The 18,216-nt window shown below is 46.0% G+C and carries 19 protein-coding genes and 1 other RNA gene; 7 read left to right on the plus strand and 13 right to left on the minus strand.

Translation table 11 applies throughout. From position 1 onward, the window contains the following. Positions 1–21 precede the first annotated feature (21 nt). The 5 genes from ACVA54_RS08145 to rsmI form a co-directional block, all read right to left on the minus strand. A complete protein-coding gene (locus ACVA54_RS08145; RefSeq protein ID WP_099078861.1) occupies positions 22–1,821 on the minus strand; it encodes a penicillin-binding transpeptidase domain-containing protein in 1,800 nt (599 codons plus the stop codon). Further along, positions 1,818–2,135, minus strand: coding sequence for a cell division protein FtsL (ftsL, locus tag ACVA54_RS08150; protein WP_099078860.1), 318 nt, complete (start codon positions 2,133–2,135; stop codon positions 1,818–1,820). The genes ACVA54_RS08145 and ftsL overlap by 4 nt, the downstream gene beginning before the upstream one ends. Positions 2,136–2,140: 5 nt before the next feature. Further along, entirely contained in the window at positions 2,141–3,091 is a 951-nt protein-coding gene (rsmH, locus tag ACVA54_RS08155; RefSeq protein ID WP_119464056.1) for a 16S rRNA (cytosine(1402)-N(4))-methyltransferase RsmH, read from the minus strand. 176 nt (positions 3,092–3,267) lie between these two features. Next, positions 3,268–3,661: RNase P RNA component class A (gene rnpB, locus ACVA54_RS08160), an RNA gene on the minus strand. A gap of 174 nt (positions 3,662–3,835) precedes the next feature. Continuing rightward, positions 3,836–4,699: a 16S rRNA (cytidine(1402)-2'-O)-methyltransferase gene (gene rsmI, locus ACVA54_RS08165; protein WP_099078858.1), complete on the minus strand. Its 864-nt coding sequence runs from the start codon at positions 4,697–4,699 to the stop codon at positions 3,836–3,838. Between the two features lie 68 nt (positions 4,700–4,767). Between rsmI and ACVA54_RS08170 the strand changes: the two genes are divergently transcribed. Genes ACVA54_RS08170 through ACVA54_RS08185 form a run of 4 tightly spaced genes read left to right on the plus strand, consistent with a single transcriptional unit; the run spans position 4,768 to position 8,146 of the window. Then, complete coding sequence (locus tag ACVA54_RS08170; protein ID WP_446649515.1) at positions 4,768–6,579, plus strand: penicillin-binding protein activator; 1,812 nt, start codon at positions 4,768–4,770, stop codon at positions 6,577–6,579. Next, positions 6,566–6,934, plus strand: coding sequence for a YraN family protein (locus ACVA54_RS08175; protein ID WP_099078856.1), 369 nt, complete (start codon positions 6,566–6,568; stop codon positions 6,932–6,934). The genes ACVA54_RS08170 and ACVA54_RS08175 overlap by 14 nt, the downstream gene beginning before the upstream one ends. A gap of 3 nt (positions 6,935–6,937) precedes the next feature. Next, positions 6,938–7,528, plus strand: coding sequence for a phosphoheptose isomerase (locus tag ACVA54_RS08180; protein ID WP_099078855.1), 591 nt, complete (start codon positions 6,938–6,940; stop codon positions 7,526–7,528). 21 nt (positions 7,529–7,549) lie between these two features. Further along, entirely contained in the window at positions 7,550–8,146 is a 597-nt protein-coding gene (locus ACVA54_RS08185; protein ID WP_099078854.1) for a BON domain-containing protein, read from the plus strand. Between the two features lie 62 nt (positions 8,147–8,208). Here ACVA54_RS08185 and sspB read toward each other — a convergent pair whose 3' ends face one another. The 8 genes from sspB to zapE all read right to left on the minus strand — a co-directional run bounded on the left by sspB (position 8,209) and on the right by zapE (position 14,749). Then, positions 8,209–8,691: a ClpXP protease specificity-enhancing factor gene (sspB, locus tag ACVA54_RS08190; protein WP_099078853.1), complete on the minus strand. Its 483-nt coding sequence runs from the start codon at positions 8,689–8,691 to the stop codon at positions 8,209–8,211. An 18-nt stretch (positions 8,692–8,709) separates the two neighbouring features. Next, positions 8,710–9,345 (minus strand): stringent starvation protein SspA, encoded by a 636-nt coding sequence (gene sspA / locus ACVA54_RS08195; protein ID WP_005372897.1) that lies wholly within the window; start codon positions 9,343–9,345, stop codon positions 8,710–8,712. A 96-nt stretch (positions 9,346–9,441) separates the two neighbouring features. Next, positions 9,442–10,179 (minus strand): cytochrome c1, encoded by a 738-nt coding sequence (locus ACVA54_RS08200; protein ID WP_446632321.1) that lies wholly within the window; start codon positions 10,177–10,179, stop codon positions 9,442–9,444. Then, positions 10,176–11,441 (minus strand): cytochrome b, encoded by a 1,266-nt coding sequence (locus tag ACVA54_RS08205; protein WP_099078851.1) that lies wholly within the window; start codon positions 11,439–11,441, stop codon positions 10,176–10,178. The genes ACVA54_RS08200 and ACVA54_RS08205 overlap by 4 nt, the downstream gene beginning before the upstream one ends. Further along, positions 11,441–12,031: a ubiquinol-cytochrome c reductase iron-sulfur subunit gene (gene petA / locus ACVA54_RS08210; RefSeq protein WP_099078850.1), complete on the minus strand. Its 591-nt coding sequence runs from the start codon at positions 12,029–12,031 to the stop codon at positions 11,441–11,443. The genes ACVA54_RS08205 and petA overlap by 1 nt, the downstream gene beginning before the upstream one ends. Positions 12,032–12,575: 544 nt before the next feature. Then, on the minus strand, positions 12,576–12,968 hold the full coding sequence (gene rpsI, locus ACVA54_RS08215; protein WP_005436094.1) for a 30S ribosomal protein S9: 393 nt from the start codon (positions 12,966–12,968) through the stop codon (positions 12,576–12,578). Between the two features lie 15 nt (positions 12,969–12,983). Further along, complete coding sequence (gene rplM / locus ACVA54_RS08220) at positions 12,984–13,412, minus strand: 50S ribosomal protein L13 (RefSeq protein ID WP_099078848.1); 429 nt, start codon at positions 13,410–13,412, stop codon at positions 12,984–12,986. 233 nt (positions 13,413–13,645) lie between these two features. Then, on the minus strand, positions 13,646–14,749 hold the full coding sequence (zapE, locus tag ACVA54_RS08225) for a cell division protein ZapE (RefSeq protein ID WP_119464055.1): 1,104 nt from the start codon (positions 14,747–14,749) through the stop codon (positions 13,646–13,648). A 196-nt stretch (positions 14,750–14,945) separates the two neighbouring features. Here zapE and zapG point away from each other — a divergent pair, with 196 nt between their 5' ends. From zapG to degS, 3 genes are all read left to right on the plus strand, one after another. Continuing rightward, a complete protein-coding gene (zapG, locus tag ACVA54_RS08230; RefSeq protein ID WP_099078845.1) occupies positions 14,946–15,389 on the plus strand; it encodes a Z-ring associated protein ZapG in 444 nt (147 codons plus the stop codon). Between the two features lie 249 nt (positions 15,390–15,638). Beyond that, positions 15,639–17,006 (plus strand): Do family serine endopeptidase, encoded by a 1,368-nt coding sequence (locus tag ACVA54_RS08235; protein WP_446649516.1) that lies wholly within the window; start codon positions 15,639–15,641, stop codon positions 17,004–17,006. 119 nt (positions 17,007–17,125) lie between these two features. Further along, positions 17,126–18,193: an outer membrane-stress sensor serine endopeptidase DegS gene (degS, locus tag ACVA54_RS08240; protein ID WP_099078843.1), complete on the plus strand. Its 1,068-nt coding sequence runs from the start codon at positions 17,126–17,128 to the stop codon at positions 18,191–18,193. Positions 18,194–18,216: the final 23 nt, after the last annotated feature.

The following is an 18,216-nucleotide window of genomic DNA, read 5'->3' on the forward strand; positions in this document are numbered from 1 at the left end:
CTTAACATTTTTTGCTGCACACTACTTAGCATGCGGCTGGAATTTATTTTCATCTGGCGCAACGTTCAGGATTTGCAGCGCACCTTTCATAATTTCAGAAAAAACGGGGGACGCTACTGAGCCACCGTAGTAATCATCGCCTTGCGGCTCGTTGACGATAACAACAAGTGCAATACGGGGATCACTGACTGGAGCAAGGCCTGCCGTATAAGTAATGTATTCATCACTGTAACCACCTGCACTCGCTTTACGTGAAGTACCCGTTTTTGCCCCTACCCGATAACCAGGCACCGCCGCTCTTCGAGCTGAACCGCCCTTTTGAGTAACCGTTTCAAGCATATCAAGCACCTGACGAGCATATTCATGGCTTACGACTTGGCGCGACATACCCATATCATTACTTTCAATCATATGCACAGGCTCATATTTACCCAGATTTCCTAAGGTCGCGTAAGCATGAGCAAGCTGAATTGGTGTGATCGACAAACCGTAACCAAAAGAAATGGTGGCGCGTTCGATTGGAGACCAACGTGAACGGCTAGGGAAAATGCCCGTCACTTCACCGACTAGATTTAAACCTGAAAGCTCCCCCAACCCCACTGAACTATAGAGTCCCAACAACGCTTCAACTGGCATTTGCATTGCCAACTTGGTCACACCGATATTACTCGACTTTTTCAGGATCTGAGTTAGGCTCGCTTTGCCTACTTTAGAGACGTCACGTACGCGGCTACCACCAAGCTGAAGAATACCATTACCGGTATCCACAATGGTGTTTTCATCTGCCACTCCATTTTCTAAGGCGGCCAGAATCACAAATGGCTTAATCGTCGAACCCGGCTCCATTGAGTCAGTGATGACCCGGTTACGCATTTTGTAGCTTTGCCAGTCGCTGCGGTTATTCGGGTTGTAGGATGGCGCGTTCACCATCGCCAGCACTGCGCCCGTTTTAACATCCAACATCACCGCAGAGCCGGAGGTCGCCCGGTGATCCGCAACGGCCTGCTTGATTGCACGATACGCAATCGCTTGTAAACGTTGGTCCACTGTGAGTTTAAGCGGCTTACCTTCTTGCTTCTCCTCAAGTGCGATGTTCTCTACCACTCGGCCATAACGGTCTTTGCGAATGATCTTTTTGCCCGCCTCACCCGTTAGCCATTTATCGTAACTGCGTTCAACGCCTTCCAAACCATGACCATCAATACCGGTAACGCCGACTAGGTGAGCACTGACTTCGCCTGCAGGGTAATAACGACGAGATTCGGACTTAAGACCGACGCCGGGCAATTTGAGCTCACGAATATATTTGGCCATAGCAGGACTGACTTGGCGCTGAAGATAAATGAAACGACGCTTTTCGTTGCGTTTAATCTTGTCAATTAAGCCTTGGCGATTGAGGCCAAGTACATCGGCTAGCGCATACCAGCTTTGGGTTTGCTCTAACGCACCTTCTTTAAAGATGGTTTTCGGATCCGCCCAAACGGCTTCCACAGGGACACTGACGGCCAAAGGCTCACCATTGCGGTCAGAGATAATACCTCGAGCAGACGGAATAGCCTTGACACGGATAGAACGGAGATCGCCTTGCTTAATAAGATTATCAGGCTCGATAATTTGGATATAAGCCACACGCCCCACAAGTAGGGCGAAAGCACAAAAGACAAAAAACAATAGCAAATGAAAACGCCAACGAATTAAAAATGCCTCAGGCTCTGTACTGACCGCTTCATTTTTAACTTGCGGCTTCTCCGTTGCAATTTTTTCTTTCACAGCAGAAGTACTCGGGTTTCCTTGTTTAGATTTGGCTTTCTTTCCCATCATTTTAGCGTGATAACCACTTCTTTATCGCCATCGGGACGTTTCATCTCAAGATCGATTTTGGCAAGATCTTGGACGCGACTGTGTTCCGCGAGGGCGGTTTCTTCTAACATTAGATTGCGCCATTCACTGTCAAGCTGCTCACGCTCAACGAATGTATGATCTTTCTCGGTGATCGCTTGGCGTGCGTGATGAGTCGCAAACACCACTCCCATCGCAGATGCGAATATCAGTAGCATCAGCACAAGTGACCAGCGACCGACAGTAAACAGATCTATTGCAATCAACTTAGCAAGATTGGGAGTGGATTTCGTCATAACAATTACAGCTTTTCAGCAACTCTTAGCACAGAGCTGCGCGAACGAGGGTTAAGCTCAATTTCTTGCTTAGTGGGTTTGATCGCTTTGCTAACGGCTTTCATGTTCGCACTACCAAGCGCACGGATTTGCGCTTCCGTCATTGGAATACCGTGTGGCACTTCAGGGCCTTTGCTCTCTTTACGAATGAAGCGTTTCACCATGCGATCTTCCAATGAGTGGAAACTGATCACTGACAAACGGCCTTCAGGCGCTAAAATGCTCGCCGCACCTTTTAGTGCCGTATCAATTTCTTCTAGCTCACTGTTGATGTAAATACGAAATGCTTGGAAAGCACGCGTCGCCGGGTGCTTTTTCTCTTTAAAGCTCTTTGGTGCCGCATCTGAAATCAATTTTGCTAGTTGACCTGTACGAACCATTGGCTCGTTTTCTTCGTTTTCACGGTATGCCACGATGGCTTTAGCAATGCGACGTGCATGTTTGTCTTCACCAAACTCACGAATCACCCAAGTGATGTCATCAAGGTCAGCTTCCATCAACCACTGAGAGACAGGGATGCCAGAAGTTGGATCCATACGCATGTCTAACGGGCCATCTTTCATAAAGCTAAAGCCACGCTCTGCATCGTCTAGCTGAGGTGAAGACACGCCAAGATCCAAAAGAACCCCATCGACTTTGCCGGCTAAACCGTACTCTTCTGCGTACTTTGCCATTCCTGAGAATGGTCCGTGAATAATGGTAAAACGAGGATCATCAATCTTGCCCGCTTCAGCTATCGCTTGAGGGTCACGATCAATACTGTACAGTCGACCATTTTCACCTAATTTCGACAAGATAGTTCGACTGTGACCGCCACGGCCAAATGTTCCATCGATATAGATACCGTCGGGTTTGATAGCCAAGCCATCAATGGATTCATTTAATAACACTGAGATATGTTGAAATGTTTCGGTCATAGCTTTCTCGTTGAATGATCTTGAAGCGATTCTTTAGTGTACTGATTTCCCACATCATCGCCACCACAAGTCTAAAGTTAGACGTGATTCAGCGCCAAGTTTATTGGTAATGACATGGTTTGCGTCAATAAAATGCAAAAAACCCATCACTACCAAAGTAGTGATGGGTCTCGAATAGGTGGAGCCGACACATAAGCCGGGTTCTGTTCCGCTTGCGCGGCGGTAGCCATTCGTCTAGGCCAGCAATCACTCACTGGCTCGAGCAACCTACCCGCCTCCTTACGCGAGCAACGCAATGTGGAGGCCTATTTGGTCTTGCTTCAGGTGGAGTTTACCCTGCTACGAACTATTACTAGTCGTCCGGTGCGCTCTTACCGCACCCTTTCACCCTTACCTGTGCACCACTACTCGAAAATAGGGGCCATCGGCGGTCTTCTCTCTGCTGCACTTGTCGTAGGCTTGCGCCCCCCAGGCGTTACCTGGCACCTTGCTCTATGAAGCCCGGACTTTCCTCCCCTTTGTCAGTCTCCCGAAGGACATCAACAAAGCAGCGACTACCCAGTCAGCTCCAAGGGCGGATTGTATAGAGTTATCCACTCAGAGTCTAGTGAGATCACAGATATGATGAAATGAATGAATCAATTGGCGATATTTTAGACAAATACAAATGAACAGCCAAAGAAAAAGGGCCGATGCTCTCACACCAACCCTTTTTGCAAAATGAAACTGACTATCTCAATGAGGTTAGCCTAAATGTTCCAACCCCCACTTATATAGCGCGTTTTTCTTTAGGTTGTAGATTTCCGCCGCTAAGGCCGCCGCTTTCTTAAGAGGCAACTCCTTGGTCAAAATACCCAGTGTACGAGTCGCTTCATCCGGTAGCGTTTCTTCACTAGAATCACGATATCCATGGATCAAAAGCACCATCTCACCACGTTGCTGGTTGCCGTCACTTTTTACCCACCCAATCAACTCACCAAGTGGCATTCCCTGAATGGTTTCAAAGGTTTTCGTCAACTCTCGAGCTAATACCACTTCCCTATCTGGCCCAAGAACGTCTAACATATCTTGTAAAGAGTCTAAAATACGATGTGGCGATTCATAAAAAATACAAGTGCGCTCAACTGAAGCAATCTCAAGAAACTTATCTTTACGACCTTTGCTTTTCGGTGGTAGAAAGCCTTCAAAGCTGAAGCGATCCGATGGCAAACCAGATGCACTTAACGCGGTGATAACCGCACATGCACCGGGAAGCGGCACAACTCTTACGCCCGCTTGACGACATTTTGTCACCAAATGGTATCCTGGATCGCTGATTAGCGGCGTACCAGCGTCAGAGACCAGTGCAATGGACTGACCTGAAAGTAGCTTTTCAACCAGTACCTGTGCTTTTTGCTGCTCATTATGATCGTGTAACGCAAAGGTTTTGGTTTGGATATTGAAGTGAGACAGTAATTTGCCTGTATGTCGAGTATCCTCAGCGGCAATGATGTCCACATTCGACAGAACTTCGATAGCACGTTGAGTGATATCCGCTAAATTTCCGATTGGCGTCGGTACGATGTAGAGAGTTGGCCCCTCATTCGGCAACTTATTTTTATCTGTCATTTGTTTACCATCACTTCAACGATTAATATAGAGACAATTTTGTACAAAATTATAGAGAACTCACGGCAATGATGAACCATAAGAGACTCAGTGTACCACGCTTACTCACTCCTGTTGCACTGGCAATTACGCTCGCCGCCTGTTCTTCAGGTCCTCGACAGCCTGGCAGCGTCGATATAACACTTGAGCCTACCCAGTCTGTTCAGAACTACATGATTCAAGCGGATAGCACCGAAGGTAGCTTACAAAACGACTGGTTGATCATGGCAACCAAGGCTGCGATTCAAGCTAACGACTTCGACCAAGCGGAACGGCTTATCAAACGTCTTGCTCGTCAGCAATTGACGGAAGTTCAGCAGGCGGAGTGGCAACTGACTCGCGCGACAATGCAGCATAAACAAGGCAATTACTCACAGTTGCTGCAGCAACTCAACTTCAAACCTTGGTGGAAACTGCCAAGTGAGCAATGGAAAGACTACTACTCACTACGCGCAGAAGCATACCAAAACTTAAACCAGACATTTGACGCTAACCGTGAACTGGTTGCCTTAGGTCAATACTCTTCATCAGCAGAGCAACGTGACATCTCTAGCCGCATTTGGATGAATCTCAACAGCTACTCAGAAAACGAGCTCACCTCGCTTCATACCGATCCAAACGAAGACGTATTAGATGGCTGGCTACAACTGGCGATTTACGCCAAAACCTTATCGGGCAATATCCCTCAGCTCAAGAATACTCTAGAGCGCTGGTTGAGCGAAAACCCCTCCCACCCGGCAGCGGTATACACGCCCGCTGAGATCCAAAATATCTTGTCTTTGAACATCGTCAAGCCAAGCAACACCGCACTATTGCTCCCGTTAACGGGTAAATTTGCGCCGCAAGCTCAGCTTATTCGGGATGGTTTTATCTTTGCGATGATGAATGACACTCATCGGGATCCAAGTTCAACGCTTACCGTTATCGATACACACGCATACAATGCTGAGCAAATTAAGCAGCGTTTGATCAGCGAAAACATCGACTTTGTTGTCGGTCCTTTGCAAAAAGAAAACGTCGAACGGCTGCAATCAACACTGGATGGGTCAGAGACTGGCGTGGCGATCCCTGCTCTTGCATTGAACATTCCTGAAGACGTCCAACCTGGTACCAACATGTGCTACTTGGCTTTATCTCCGGAACAAGAAGTAGCGCAGGCAGCAAAATACCTGTTCAGTCAGGGGTACAAATTCCCGATGATTCTAGCTCCAAGCGGCAGTTACGGTCAGCGTGTTGTGGATGCGTTTAATCAAGAATGGGACAAATATAGTTCTAACAAAGTCGCCACCAACTACTTTGGTGACAAACGCCAACTGCAAAAGAACATCAACGAGGTGTTCGGCCTACAGGAGAGCCAGCAGCGTATTGCTCAAATGCAATCTCTCATGGGTATCCCACTAGAAAGTCAACCACGTAGTCGTCGCGATGTCGATGCGGTCTATATTGTAGCAAAAAGCTCTGAGCTCACGTTGATAAAACCGTTTATTGAAGTGGCGATCAACCCTGACGCTAAGCCACCAAAATTGTTCTCCAACTCACGGAGCAACAGTGGCGGTACGACATATGAAGATCTCACTGGCGTCACTTACAGCGACATCCCACTTCTCATCCAAGCAGACCCAAGCATCACGGCACAAATGAGTGAGCTTTGGTCTGAGCAATCCAACATGGAAAAACGCTTAGAGGCATTGGGGATGGACGCGTACAAGTTGATTGGCGAACTTCCTAAAATGAAAGTCGTTCTAGGTCACACCGTTGACGGCCAGACCGGTACACTCAGTATCGACAATAACTGTGTTGTGCAACGCGAGCTAAGCTGGGCAGAGCGTGGGGCTCTTTAGTCAACGACAAATAGGCAATCAATATGAAACCCTGGCGAAGCAATATTTGCAACGCCAGGGCTTACACTTTCTTGATCAAAATTTTCTGACTAAAGTCGGAGAAATTGATTTAATCTTCCAACAAGGTGAAACTATCGTCTTTGTTGAGGTCAAATATCGCAAGAACGATAAGTTTGGTTCAGCAGCAGAAATGGTCACCCGTACAAAAATGCGTAAACTGGTCAAAACCGCACAGATTTGGCTTAGCCAGAAAAGACGCGCTGCACAAAATATAGATTATCGGTTTGATGTGATAGCCATTCATGATAATGGTCGAGATATCAACTGGATACAAAATGCAATATCTGAAGGATAAGTGATGCTAGACAGCATTAAAGACAGTTTTACAGAAAGTATTCAAATTCAAATAGCGGCAGCCGAAGCGCTGCCAGATGCCATTACTCATGCAGCTCAAGCCATGGTTTCGAGCCTGCTCAATGGCAATAAAATCTTGTGTTGCGGTAACGGGGGGAGCGCCTCGAACTCTCAGCAGTTTGTTTCATGCCTTTTAAACCGATTTGAAACCGAGCGTCCTAGCTTACCAGCGATGGCACTGACGGCAGATAACACTACCCTAACCGCCGTAGCCAACGACTACCACTACCAAGAGATTTTCTCAAAACAAGTGCGTGCGTTTGGCCAGCCAGGGGATATCCTGCTAGCCATCTCAACTAGCGGTAATAGCAAAAACGTCATCAAAGCAATGGAAGCCGCCGTAACGCGTGATATGACCATCATCGCGTTAACCGGCAAAGACGGTGGCGAGATGGCGGGTTTATTAGGTGAACATGATGTTGAGATTCGAATTCCATCTCACCGCACAGCACGTATTCATGAAGTACATATGGTTACGCTTCACTGTTTATGTGATTTGATAGACCAAGTGCTTTTCCCTGCTCACGAAGAATAATGGATATTAAGAGTTAGAATTATGATACGTAGTTTTGTCATTTTGTGTGCCGTACTCAACATGAGTGGCTGTGCTGGTTTGTTTATTGCTGGTGCTGCCACCACAGCGAACATTGTCACTGATACTCGTTCGACCAAACAAATCTGGCAAGACAACAATATCGAATTCGAGGTTGCTGCCATTGGTAACAAAGCCCCTTTTAAAGGCAAAGTTCGCGTTGTGGCCAGTTCTTATAACGGAACGGTTGTGTTAATGGGTCAGGCCCCAACACAAGAGTGGAACAATGAACTGGAACGCAGAGCGAGAGAAGTCGAAGGGGTAAAAAATGTTCACAACCAAATCAAGCTCAAAGAGCCATTAACCGTTACCCAAATCAGCAACGATAGCTGGATAACCACCAAAGTAAAATCATCTCTACTCACCGACAGTGAACTTAATGGGATAAAAGTTAAAGTAATTACGGAAGACAGTGAAGTCTTCCTCTTTGGTTATGTCACTCCTGCGCAGGGGGAACGAGCAATAGAAATCGCACGTAATATTTCAGGTGTGAAACAGGTCATCAAGGGGTTTCAATATGGTGAGACTGAGTCTGTAGAAAACAGCACAGCTAATCTGTAAGTCTATCCAGACGGTGTCTGTCTAACCAAACAAAAAAAGCAGCGTTACACGCTGCTTTTTTGTTATTTGATTACTCGTAAACTTGGTCTACCTTTCGGGCGAGGCGCTTGCTCCTCATCCGATGTCGAGTCAACCATTTCAGAAGGCTCATCACTTACTGTCGTAAATGTCGACGCTTGCTCTTCTTCAACCATCGCTTCATCTTCGATGTTCGTATACGCTTCTTCAGGCTCAAACATAGTGCCTGCGCCGTTTTCACGCGCGTAGATAGCTTGAACCGCATACACTGGCACGATAACAGAGTGCGGACGACCACTAAAGCGAGCCTGGAACGTAATCGCATCATTCCCCAACTCTAAGTGGCCTACAGCACGTGGCGCAATATTCAAGATAATCTGACCATCCTGAATAAACTCCACTGGTACGCGCACACCTGGCATGGTTGCATCAACAACCAGGTGGGGAGTTAAGTCGTTGTCTACTAGCCAATCATAAAATGCACGAAGCATATATGGGCGGCGAGCCGTCATTTTTGCAATATCCATAACGTGTTACTGAGTCGCTTAGCGAACTAGGCGCATTTCACGTTCTGCTTCCGTTAGAGAAGCCAGGAATGAGTCGCGTTCGAATACGCGGTTCATGTAAACCTTAATTTCTTTTGAGCCAGGACCAACAAGATCAATACCTAGTTGAGGTAAACGCCACAATAGTGGTGCTAGGTAACAATCAATTAGGCTGAATTCTTCACTCATGAAGTATTCGTATTCAGCAAAAATTGGCGCTAGAGTCAGAAGATCATTACGTAGTTTGGTACGCGCTTTTTCTGATTCTTCAGCATTGCCTTTCATTACTTTTTCAGCCAGTGAGTACCAGTTGCGTTCGATACGGTACATCATCAAACGACTGTTACCACGAGCAACAGGGTAAACCGGCATTAGAGGTGGATGAGGGAAACGCTCGTCCAAGTACTCCATGATGATTTTTGAATCGTAAAGAGCAAGCTCACGGTCAACAAGAGTTGGCACTGACTTGTATGGGTTTAGCTCTACAAGCTCAGCAGGAAGGTTTGCTTCATCAACAAGCTCGACCTCTACACTTACGCCTTTTTCAGCAAGTACGATGCGAACCTGATGGCTATACAAATCTGATGCACTTGAGAAAAGAGTCATCACAGAACGTTTATTGGCAGCTACAGCCATAGAGCCCTCCAGTACACTTACAAATAAAAATAATGGAGGCTAAGCCTCCATTATCCATCAATTAAAATTGGGAATTAGCACGGTATGATAGCACAATTAATGCACATCACGCCAATACTCTTTCTTAAGCATCACAACAACAATCGTCAGCAATACCAAGAAGCCCATTACCCACCAACCAAGTGCATGACGCTCTCGCTGAACTGGGTCACCAGAGTAAACCAAGAAGTTGACCAAATCACCGACAGCTTTATCGTATTCGCCAGTGCTAAGTTCACCAGTACCATCGGTTTCAATGCCAACCACCACTTGAACTTCTTCACCGTCGACGACTTTTGTGCCGTATACCGGAGTTGGAATACCTTGTAGTTCTTCTAACACATGTGGCATACCAACACTTGGGAATACCAAGTTGTTCACGCCAAATGGACGAGATGGATCGGTGTAGAAAGAACGAAGGTACGTATAGAGCCAATCCGCACCACGAACACGAGCAACCAACGTCAGATCTGGTGGCGGAGCACCAAACCACTGACCCGCTTGCTTCGCTGGCATCGCATTAACCATCAGGTCGCCCACTTTCGCTTCAGGATCGAAAATTAGGTTTTCCTTCATCAGGTCAATGGGAATATCCAAGTCTGTCGCGACACGCTCGTAACGCTGGTATTGCGTTGAGTGACAAGCAAAACAGTAGTTCATGAATAACTTCGCACCGTTTTGCAGCGAGGCTTTATCCGATAGGTCAACGTTCGCTTTGTCTAGCGGCACGCTGGCCCCCGCTGCCATCGCGAGAGATGGCAACATAGCAAATAGAATTACAATCCACTTCTTCATTTGAATGTCACCCTCTCTGGTAAAGGTTTGGTTGCTTCATTTTTGCTGTAGAAAAACAGCAGAACAAAGAACATGAAGTAACACAAGCTAAAGATCTGAGACAGAATCGTGTACAGCGGCGTTGCCGGTAGTGCCCCCAAAATGCCCAGAGCGATAAAGGCGATAGTGAACTGAACAATATTTAATAGGTGGATTTTACTACGGTAACGGTACGAACGTACTTTACAGCGATCCAGCCAAGGGAGAACAAACAGTACGGCAATTGACGCCCCCATTAGGATGACACCCAATAGTTTGTCAGGAACCGCACGCAAAATTGCGTAGAACGGCGTGAAGTACCATACTGGAGCGATGTGCTCAGGTGTCTTCAGTGGGTTTGCAGCTTCAAAGTTAGGCGGCTCAAGGAAGTACCCACCCATTTCTGGGTTAAAGAACAACACGTAACAGAAGAAGAATAAGAAACCGGCCACACCCACCAAGTCCTTCACCGTACCGTATGGGTGGAAAGGAATCGAATCAATGATGTCGTACTTATTCGAGTAGTACTCATGGAACTTGAATTGCGTTTTGTAATCATCACCCATTGAGCCTTTTGGTAGTTTAGTCTCGATACCATCAGGGTTGTTTGAGCCCACTTCGTGCAGAGCCAATACGTGCAGTACAACAAGAAGTAGCAGAACAATAGGTAGTGCGATCACGTGCAGTGCAAAGAAACGGTTCAGTGTTGCACCAGAGATGATGTAGTCACCACGGATCCAAAGCGTCAGGTCATCACCAATCACTGGAATCGCTCCAAACAGCGAAATGATTACCTGAGCACCCCAGTATGACATCTGACCCCATGGTAGCAGGTAACCCATGAAGGCTTCTGCCATTAGAACCAAGAAGATCAACATACCGAAGATCCACAATAGCTCACGAGGCTTTTGGTATGAACCGTAAATCAAACCACGGAACATATGTAAGTAAACAACAACGAAAAACGCTGACGCGCCAGTCGAGTGCATGTAACGCAGTAACCAACCGTACTCAACGTCACGCATGATGTATTCGATAGAAGCAAACGCACCTTCACCAGAAGGAACATAGTTCATCGTCAGCCAAATACCTGTAAGAATTTGGTTAACCAGTACCAACATTGCCAAAGAACCAAAAAGATACCAAAAGTTAAAGTTCTTTGGCATTGGGTATTCAGACAAATGCTTTTTATAAGCATTCATTGCCGGAAGTCGTTTTTCAACCCAGTCTAATAGTGCTTGCATTATGCGTCTCCCTCATCAACACCGATAATGAGCTTCGTGTCACTCAAATACATGTGCTTAGGAACCACAAGGTTCAGTGGTGCAGGTACACCCTGGAACACTCGGCCAGCCATATCAAACTTTGAACCATGACAAGGACAAAAGAAGCCAGACTTAACGCCTTGAACTTGTTCTGCGAACGTATCAGGTAGATAGGTTGGAGAACAACCTAAGTGAGTACAAAAGCCAACGGCCACAAAATACTCAGGCTTAATCGAGCGGTACTCGTTCTGAGCATAAACTGGCTGTTGTTCCATTTCTGATTGTGGATCGCGAAGCTGGCCATCAATGTTCTTAAGGTTATCGACCACTTCTTGAGTACGGCGAACTACCCATACAGGTTTCCCCTGCCACTCAACACGGACCATCTGACCGGCTTCAATTTTACTGATATCCACTTCCACCGGTGCACCCGCCGCTTTTGCTTTGGCACTCGGATTCCATGATTTGATAAAAGGAACGGCGACGGCAGCTGCCCCTAAGCCACCAACAACTGCCGTTGTAGCGGTTAGAAAACGCCTGCGACCGTTATTTAAAGGCGCGTTGCTCATCCAAACATTCTCCCATTTGCTCCCTTTGGATCGTTATTATTCCGCTTATAAGAGCATGGCTAACAAATAATGAATTTAGTTCTAATTATTGGGGGGAAATGATAAAGAAAACCCTACTTTTTGACAAGATAAAGCTACCTTTTCGTAACAATTGTGAGGCAAATCGCCCACGCCGTCACAAAAGCAGTAAAATTCTAAAAAATAGATGTGATTTGAAACAAGAAAGCGAGAGGAATAACATTCCAAAAAGCCAGAACACGCCTTTTATTTGGGTTGTTTTCAAGAAATTAGGTCGGAAGAAATAGCAAATATACGCAGAAAGAGCCTTGTTTGTCGCCATGACCTATGTAGCACGCCAAATAAGAAAAATACGGTAATTAGCCCAATAAATGTTACGAGAACATTAAATAGACAGTACTACACATGAGTGTAATAAGATAAGGGTGTTTTGAACACAAAAAACAAAAAGCTCGGCATATAGCCGAGCTTTGATGCACAGTTTCCAGAACAAGCCTGGAACAGCATAATTTCCAATAAGTGGAAATTAACGCTTAGAGAACTGTGGACGACGACGTGCTTTACGTAGACCAACTTTCTTACGTTCAACGCAACGAGCGTCACGAGTAACGTAACCAGCTGCACGTAGAGTAGGACGTAGAGACTCATCATATTCCATAAGAGCACGAGTGATACCGTGACGGATAGCACCAGCTTGACCAGAAATACCGCCACCTTTAACAGTAACGTATAGGTCTAGTTTCTCAGTTAGTTCAACTAGCTCAAGAGGTTGTTTAACAACCATGCGAGAAGTTGGACGACCGAAGTACTCATCAAGGCTACGCTTGTTGATTACGATGTTGCCGCTGCCTGGTTTGATGAAAACACGTGCAGCTGAGCTTTTGCGACGGCCAGTGCCGTAGTATTGATTCTCTGCCATTTTCGAAATCCCCGATTAGATGTCTAGTACTTGAGGTTGTTGAGCAACATGGTTGTGCTCAGCGCCAGCGTAAACTTTCAGCTTACGGTACATAGCACGGCCTAGAGGACCACGTGGTAGCATACCTTTAACTGCTAGCTCAAGAGCCATCTCTGGCTTACGATCAATCAGTTTCTCGAAGCTGATTGACTTTAGGCCACCTGGGAATTCAGTGTGACGGTAGTAAATCTTACCTTTAGCTTTATTACCAGTTACAGTAACTTTCTCCGCGTTGATAACGATGATGTAATCACCTGTGTCAACGTGTGGAGTGTATTCAGCTTTGTGTTTGCCACGTAGGCGAGATGCAATTTCACTTGCTAGACGGCCAAGAGTTTTACCTTCAGCGTCTACAACGTACCAGTCGCGTTTTACAGTTTCTGGTTTAGCAACGAAAGTTTTCATGCTAATAATAACCCGTTAATTAAAATTTAAACTTTAAGGAACACCGTAGAGTGCTCCCACACTGTCTAAGAGCCCAGTCATCACCCCTTCGAGTCGTTGGTACTCTCGACCTATTATGTCGAAGTAACTTCGATAATCAGGTCTGCAGTAACGGTGGGTTGCAGGATTATAGAGAAGAGCGAAGAAAAAATCACCTTTTTTTGCGCTCAATCACTATTTTTTTCTTAACTTTTTTAAGCTAAATGCTCTCGACTTAAGTACTCAAGACTCTGCATCTCGGTTAATCGAGACTGACAACGCTTAAACTCGAACTCTAACTGCCCTTCCCCATAAAGCAACGTCATCGGGACCTCTGCTGAGATAATCAATGTTACGTTACGCTCATAGAACTCATCGACAAGAGAGATAAAGCGTCTTGCCGCATCATCAATCTTGCGATCCATCTGTTTCACATCCGCCAATAAGACCGTATGGTAGATACGCGAGAGTTCAATGTAGTCGTTCTGGCTTCGTGCAGTTTGGCAAAGTTGCTCAAAAGAGGCATGCAATACGCCATCACTTACTTCAATAACCGCAACTTCACGATGATTAACCTCAATCACGTTGCTTGCCACTTTTCTCTCACCAACCAACTGGTGGTAATACTTCTTAAGGTTAATCGATGCCTGCTCATCCAAAGGATAATGATAAATTTCAGCTTGCTCTAAAGTACGAAGACGATAATCCACCCCACTGTCTACATTGAGCACGTCACAACGCTCTTGGATCATGGCAATGGCTGGAAGAAAACGAGCTCGTTGCAGGCCATTACGATACAAGTATTGCGGTTCGATATTGGACGTCGCGACCAAGATCATTTGTCGCTTAAACATCTCTCGCAATAACGTGGCCAAAATCATCGCATCCGTAATATCAGAAACGAAAAACTCATCAAAGCAAACTACATCAGCTTCTTTCTTAAATTGCTCCGCTACTTTTGACAAGGGGTTCTCAACATCCCCTAAACGCCTGAGCTCATCATGAACTCGATACATAAAACGGTGAAAATGCACCCTCATCTTTCTTTCGGTTGGCAAAGCATCAAAAAAGGCATCCATGAGATAAGTTTTGCCCCGCCCTACACCTCCCCAAAAGTACAATCCCTTGGGTGGTTCGGGTAACTCAGATTTTTTTCCAAGAAGTTTCTGCCAAGTGCTAAGCTGAGGAATCGGTGCAGACTGATAATCCGATATCGCATGATAGAGCTTATCTAAAGCAACAACCGCATTATATTGGGCATCATCACGCTGGAATCCATGGTCTGCTATGTCTTTTTTATATCGTTCTAATGGTGTCATCGCATTGGGTCATATCAGAGGGACGGTGCAAATTGTCACCTCAGGGTCAGTTTTGAGATAAGAGAGAAGTAGTTATCAGTCCCCGAAAACATACCGCTAATTTTCTTTATCGACTGTGCAAGCCATAGTAACATGGTCAAGCACTGCATGTAACTAAGTAGTAATAGACTTGTTAAAACAACTGTAAGGAGCAGTTATGCCTTGGATTTATGCCATTGTGGGTTTGCTGGTCGGTACCATCGTAGGCGTCATCATTAGTCGACTAACCACACCAGAATACAAAAAACAAAAGTCTGTACAAAAGGAGCTGGAAGCTGCCAAATTTGAATTAGAACAGCAACGCCAAGAGCTGGTCGATCATTTTGCACAAACAGCAGAGATGCTAGATACCCTAGGTAAAGATTACACCAAGCTGTACCAGCATATGGCAAAGACCTCTTCAGAGCTTCTGCCTAACTTGCCTGAACAAGATAACCCATTCGATAAAAAAGCGGCGATGTCTTCGGAACAAATTGAAGAAGATCAGCCTGATGCCAATAAGCAACCAAAAGATTACGCTAATGGCGCAACAGGGCTGTTGAAGGTTCAAGAAAAAGAAATCATCAAAGCCCCTGAAGTCATTACCGCTAAAGCATCATAACGATGCCTGCCTTCCTTAGGGTCAATACAGAGACTTTTTTATCAATTTGTATTGACCCTATTTGAACTTTTCAGAAATAACTCATCTCTAACTTGCAGTGAACTGCCTTTACCTTGTGATTATTCGAACCGCCCCTATATAAAAATAGGACGCATAGACTCTCAGGCTGTTTTTATGCAGCTTAGAATTCGACAGCGACAAACTCGAATATTTCTTTTTGGCAGACCCGTTATCTAGAGGAGTAATTGGATGAAAAAACCTTTGCTTGCACTAACCGTTCTCTCTTTGAGCTTAAGTGCAATCATCACCCCTATTTCCGCTTCTGCAGCTCTTCCATTCAGTGTTGATGGCCAGCAGTTGCCTAGCCTTGCCCCAATGCTAGAAAAAGTGACCCCGGCGGTTGTGAGCATTGCAGTGGAAGGTAAGCAAGTGCAATCCCGCCGAATTCCAGACCAATTTCAATTTTTCTTTGGTCCGGACTTTCCGGTAGAACAAACTCAAGAACGCCCTTTCCGTGGTTTAGGCTCAGGTGTCATCATTGATGCGAAGAAAGGTCAGATCGTAACCAACTATCATGTCATTAAAGGCGCGGATGATATTCGGGTACGCCTCCATGACGGCCGTGAGTACGATGCTAAACTGGTTGGCGGTGATGAAATGTCTGACATTGCGCTACTAAAACTCGAAAAAGCCAAAAACCTTACTCAGATTCATGTTGCCGATTCTGATCAACTGCGTGTAGGGGATTTTACAGTGGCTATCGGTAATCCATTCGGTTTAGGCCAAACGGTAACATCTGGTATTGTTTCAGCGCTTGGGCGCAGCGGCTTGAATGTCGAGAACTTTGAAAACTTCATTCAAACGGACGCGGCTATCAACAGCGGTAACTCTGGCGGCGCTTTGGTTAACCTCAATGGCGAACTGATCGGTATTAACACAGCGATCCTAGGCCCGAATGGCGGTAATGTCGGTATTGGCTTCGCGATTCCATCCAATATGATGAAAAGCCTCACCGAGCAAATCCTTGAATTTGGCGAAGTGAAACGCGGCATGCTAGGTGTTCAAGGGGGCGAAATGACCTCAGAGCTCGCAAAAGCGCTGGGCTATGAATCAAGCAAAGGCGCTTTCGTTAGCCAAGTGGTACCTGACAGTGCCGCCGCTAAAGCGGGTCTACAAGCCGGGGATGTGATTGTTTCAATCAACGGAAAATCCATCAATACCTTCTCCGAACTACGAGCAAAGGTGGCAACCTTAGGTGCTGGTAAAGAGATTACGCTTGGCGTAATTCGTGATGGAAAGAGCAAGAACTTTAACGTCACGCTCGGCAAGTCAAACACGGTGAAAGCCAAAGCAGAAAACTTGCATGAAGGTCTAAAAGGCGCGGTGTTAGGTAATACAACCTCTAGCGATCCGATACAAGGGGTTAAAATCACCAGTGTGGAAGCGAACTCTCCGGCGGCACAGTTCCAACTCGAGCAAGGGGACATCATAATTGGTGTAAATCGCAAACGCGTTAAGAACTTAGCTGACCTACGAGCAATTGCTGAAAATTACAAAGGGGTATTAGCTCTAAATATCCAACGAGGCGATCAAACTATCTACCAAGTCGTACGTTGATCATTTGAATCACCTCTCTAAAGAGCAGTATGGAATCATGCTGCTCTTTTGTTATTCATCAATGTAATGCTATCCTTCATTTTTCTATGCCATTTTAGGCATCTATGCATGGAGAGGATATGCTTAGCTTTTTGTTACGTTCTGTCTTTTTAGGCTTAGCAACGGCCATTATTGTGCTACTCGCCGTTCCATCACTGCGTAGCAACCTCATTCCTGCCGATCTCGTCGATCCGAAGCCTCACAATATCGCTTCACTTGAAGTCTCTTTTAACCAGGCAGTAAGAAAAGCCGCTCCGGCCGTGGTTAATATCTACAGCCGTAAGTACGTGGAAAATGATCGCAGTAAGCTATCGACGCAAGGTCTAGGCTCTGGCGTGATCGTCAGCGAAAAAGGCTACATCATCACGAACTACCATGTTGTCGCTCAAGCTGATCAAATTGTCGTCGCACTGCAAGATGGTCGCGTTGCGGCTGCACAGTTAGTTGGTACAGATAAGAGAACCGATATTGCCATCTTGCGTGTAGAAGGGTCGAATCTTCCGGTCATTCCACTCAACCCGGAATACAAACCTCAAGTTGGTGATGTGGTACTGGCTATCGGCAATCCATATAACTTAGGTCAAACTACCACCTTCGGTATTATCTCTGCGACGGGCCGTTCATCAATTAGTGATGGTCGCCAAGCCTTTATCCAAACCGATGCCGCTATCAATGAAGGTAACTCAGGGGGAGCCTTAGTGAATACTCAAGGGGAGTTGGTTGGCATCAACACGGCCTCTTTCCAACAAGCGACTGACTTAGAAACTTATGGTATTTCTTTTGCGATTCCAGCCCCATTGGCGAATAAGATCATGCAGAAGATCATTGCCGATGGCCGAGTCATTCGTGGCTATATTGGCATTGATGGGCAGGATATCAATGCAGTAACGGCTCGCTTACTTGGCAATGAACATATTGGTGGCATCATCGTGCTCGGCATTGATCCAAACGGCCCAGCAAGCACCGCAGGCTTTGAGCCACAAGACATCATTATTAGCATTAACGGTACCAAAGTTCAGGGACGCCAAAGCGTCATGGATATTGTTACTGACTTACGTCCCGGGACGACTGTCGATGTCGGTATTATCCGCAAAGGCAAAAAGATAAATCTAAAAGTCACCATCGCCGAAGACAAGCAAGAAGCATAAAAAATCCCAGCCATTGGCTGGGA

The sequence above is a fragment of the Vibrio sp. PNB23_22_6 genome (assembly GCF_052877535.1).

Excerpts from the sequence above, each read along its gene's own strand:
- sspB (WP_099078853.1), bottom strand. The coding sequence starts at position 8,691 with ATGGATATTGCAAAAATGACGGCTCGCCGCCCATATATGCTTCGTGCA.
- rplM (WP_099078848.1), bottom strand. The coding sequence starts at position 13,412 with ATGAAAACTTTCGTTGCTAAACCAGAAACTGTAAAACGCGACTGGTAC.
- ACVA54_RS08145 (WP_099078861.1), bottom strand. The coding sequence starts at position 1,821 with ATGATGGGAAAGAAAGCCAAATCTAAACAAGGAAACCCGAGTACTTCT.
- rpsI (WP_005436094.1), bottom strand. The coding sequence starts at position 12,968 with ATGGCAGAGAATCAATACTACGGCACTGGCCGTCGCAAAAGCTCAGCT.
- ACVA54_RS08235 (WP_446649516.1), top strand. The coding sequence starts at position 15,639 with ATGAAAAAACCTTTGCTTGCACTAACCGTTCTCTCTTTGAGCTTAAGT.
- zapE (WP_119464055.1), bottom strand. The coding sequence starts at position 14,749 with ATGACACCATTAGAACGATATAAAAAAGACATAGCAGACCATGGATTC.
- degS (WP_099078843.1), top strand. The coding sequence starts at position 17,126 with ATGCTTAGCTTTTTGTTACGTTCTGTCTTTTTAGGCTTAGCAACGGCC.
- ftsL (WP_099078860.1), bottom strand. The coding sequence starts at position 2,135 with ATGACGAAATCCACTCCCAATCTTGCTAAGTTGATTGCAATAGATCTG.
- ACVA54_RS08180 (WP_099078855.1), top strand. The coding sequence starts at position 6,938 with ATGCTAGACAGCATTAAAGACAGTTTTACAGAAAGTATTCAAATTCAA.
- petA (WP_099078850.1), bottom strand. The coding sequence starts at position 12,031 with ATGAGCAACGCGCCTTTAAATAACGGTCGCAGGCGTTTTCTAACCGCT.
- sspA (WP_005372897.1), bottom strand. The coding sequence starts at position 9,345 with ATGGCTGTAGCTGCCAATAAACGTTCTGTGATGACTCTTTTCTCAAGT.
- ACVA54_RS08205 (WP_099078851.1), bottom strand. The coding sequence starts at position 11,441 with ATGCAAGCACTATTAGACTGGGTTGAAAAACGACTTCCGGCAATGAAT.
- ACVA54_RS08185 (WP_099078854.1), top strand. The coding sequence starts at position 7,550 with ATGATACGTAGTTTTGTCATTTTGTGTGCCGTACTCAACATGAGTGGC.
- rsmI (WP_099078858.1), bottom strand. The coding sequence starts at position 4,699 with ATGACAGATAAAAATAAGTTGCCGAATGAGGGGCCAACTCTCTACATC.
- zapG (WP_099078845.1), top strand. The coding sequence starts at position 14,946 with ATGCCTTGGATTTATGCCATTGTGGGTTTGCTGGTCGGTACCATCGTA.
- rsmH (WP_119464056.1), bottom strand. The coding sequence starts at position 3,091 with ATGACCGAAACATTTCAACATATCTCAGTGTTATTAAATGAATCCATT.
- ACVA54_RS08170 (WP_446649515.1), top strand. The coding sequence starts at position 4,768 with ATGATGAACCATAAGAGACTCAGTGTACCACGCTTACTCACTCCTGTT.
- ACVA54_RS08200 (WP_446632321.1), bottom strand. The coding sequence starts at position 10,179 with ATGAAGAAGTGGATTGTAATTCTATTTGCTATGTTGCCATCTCTCGCG.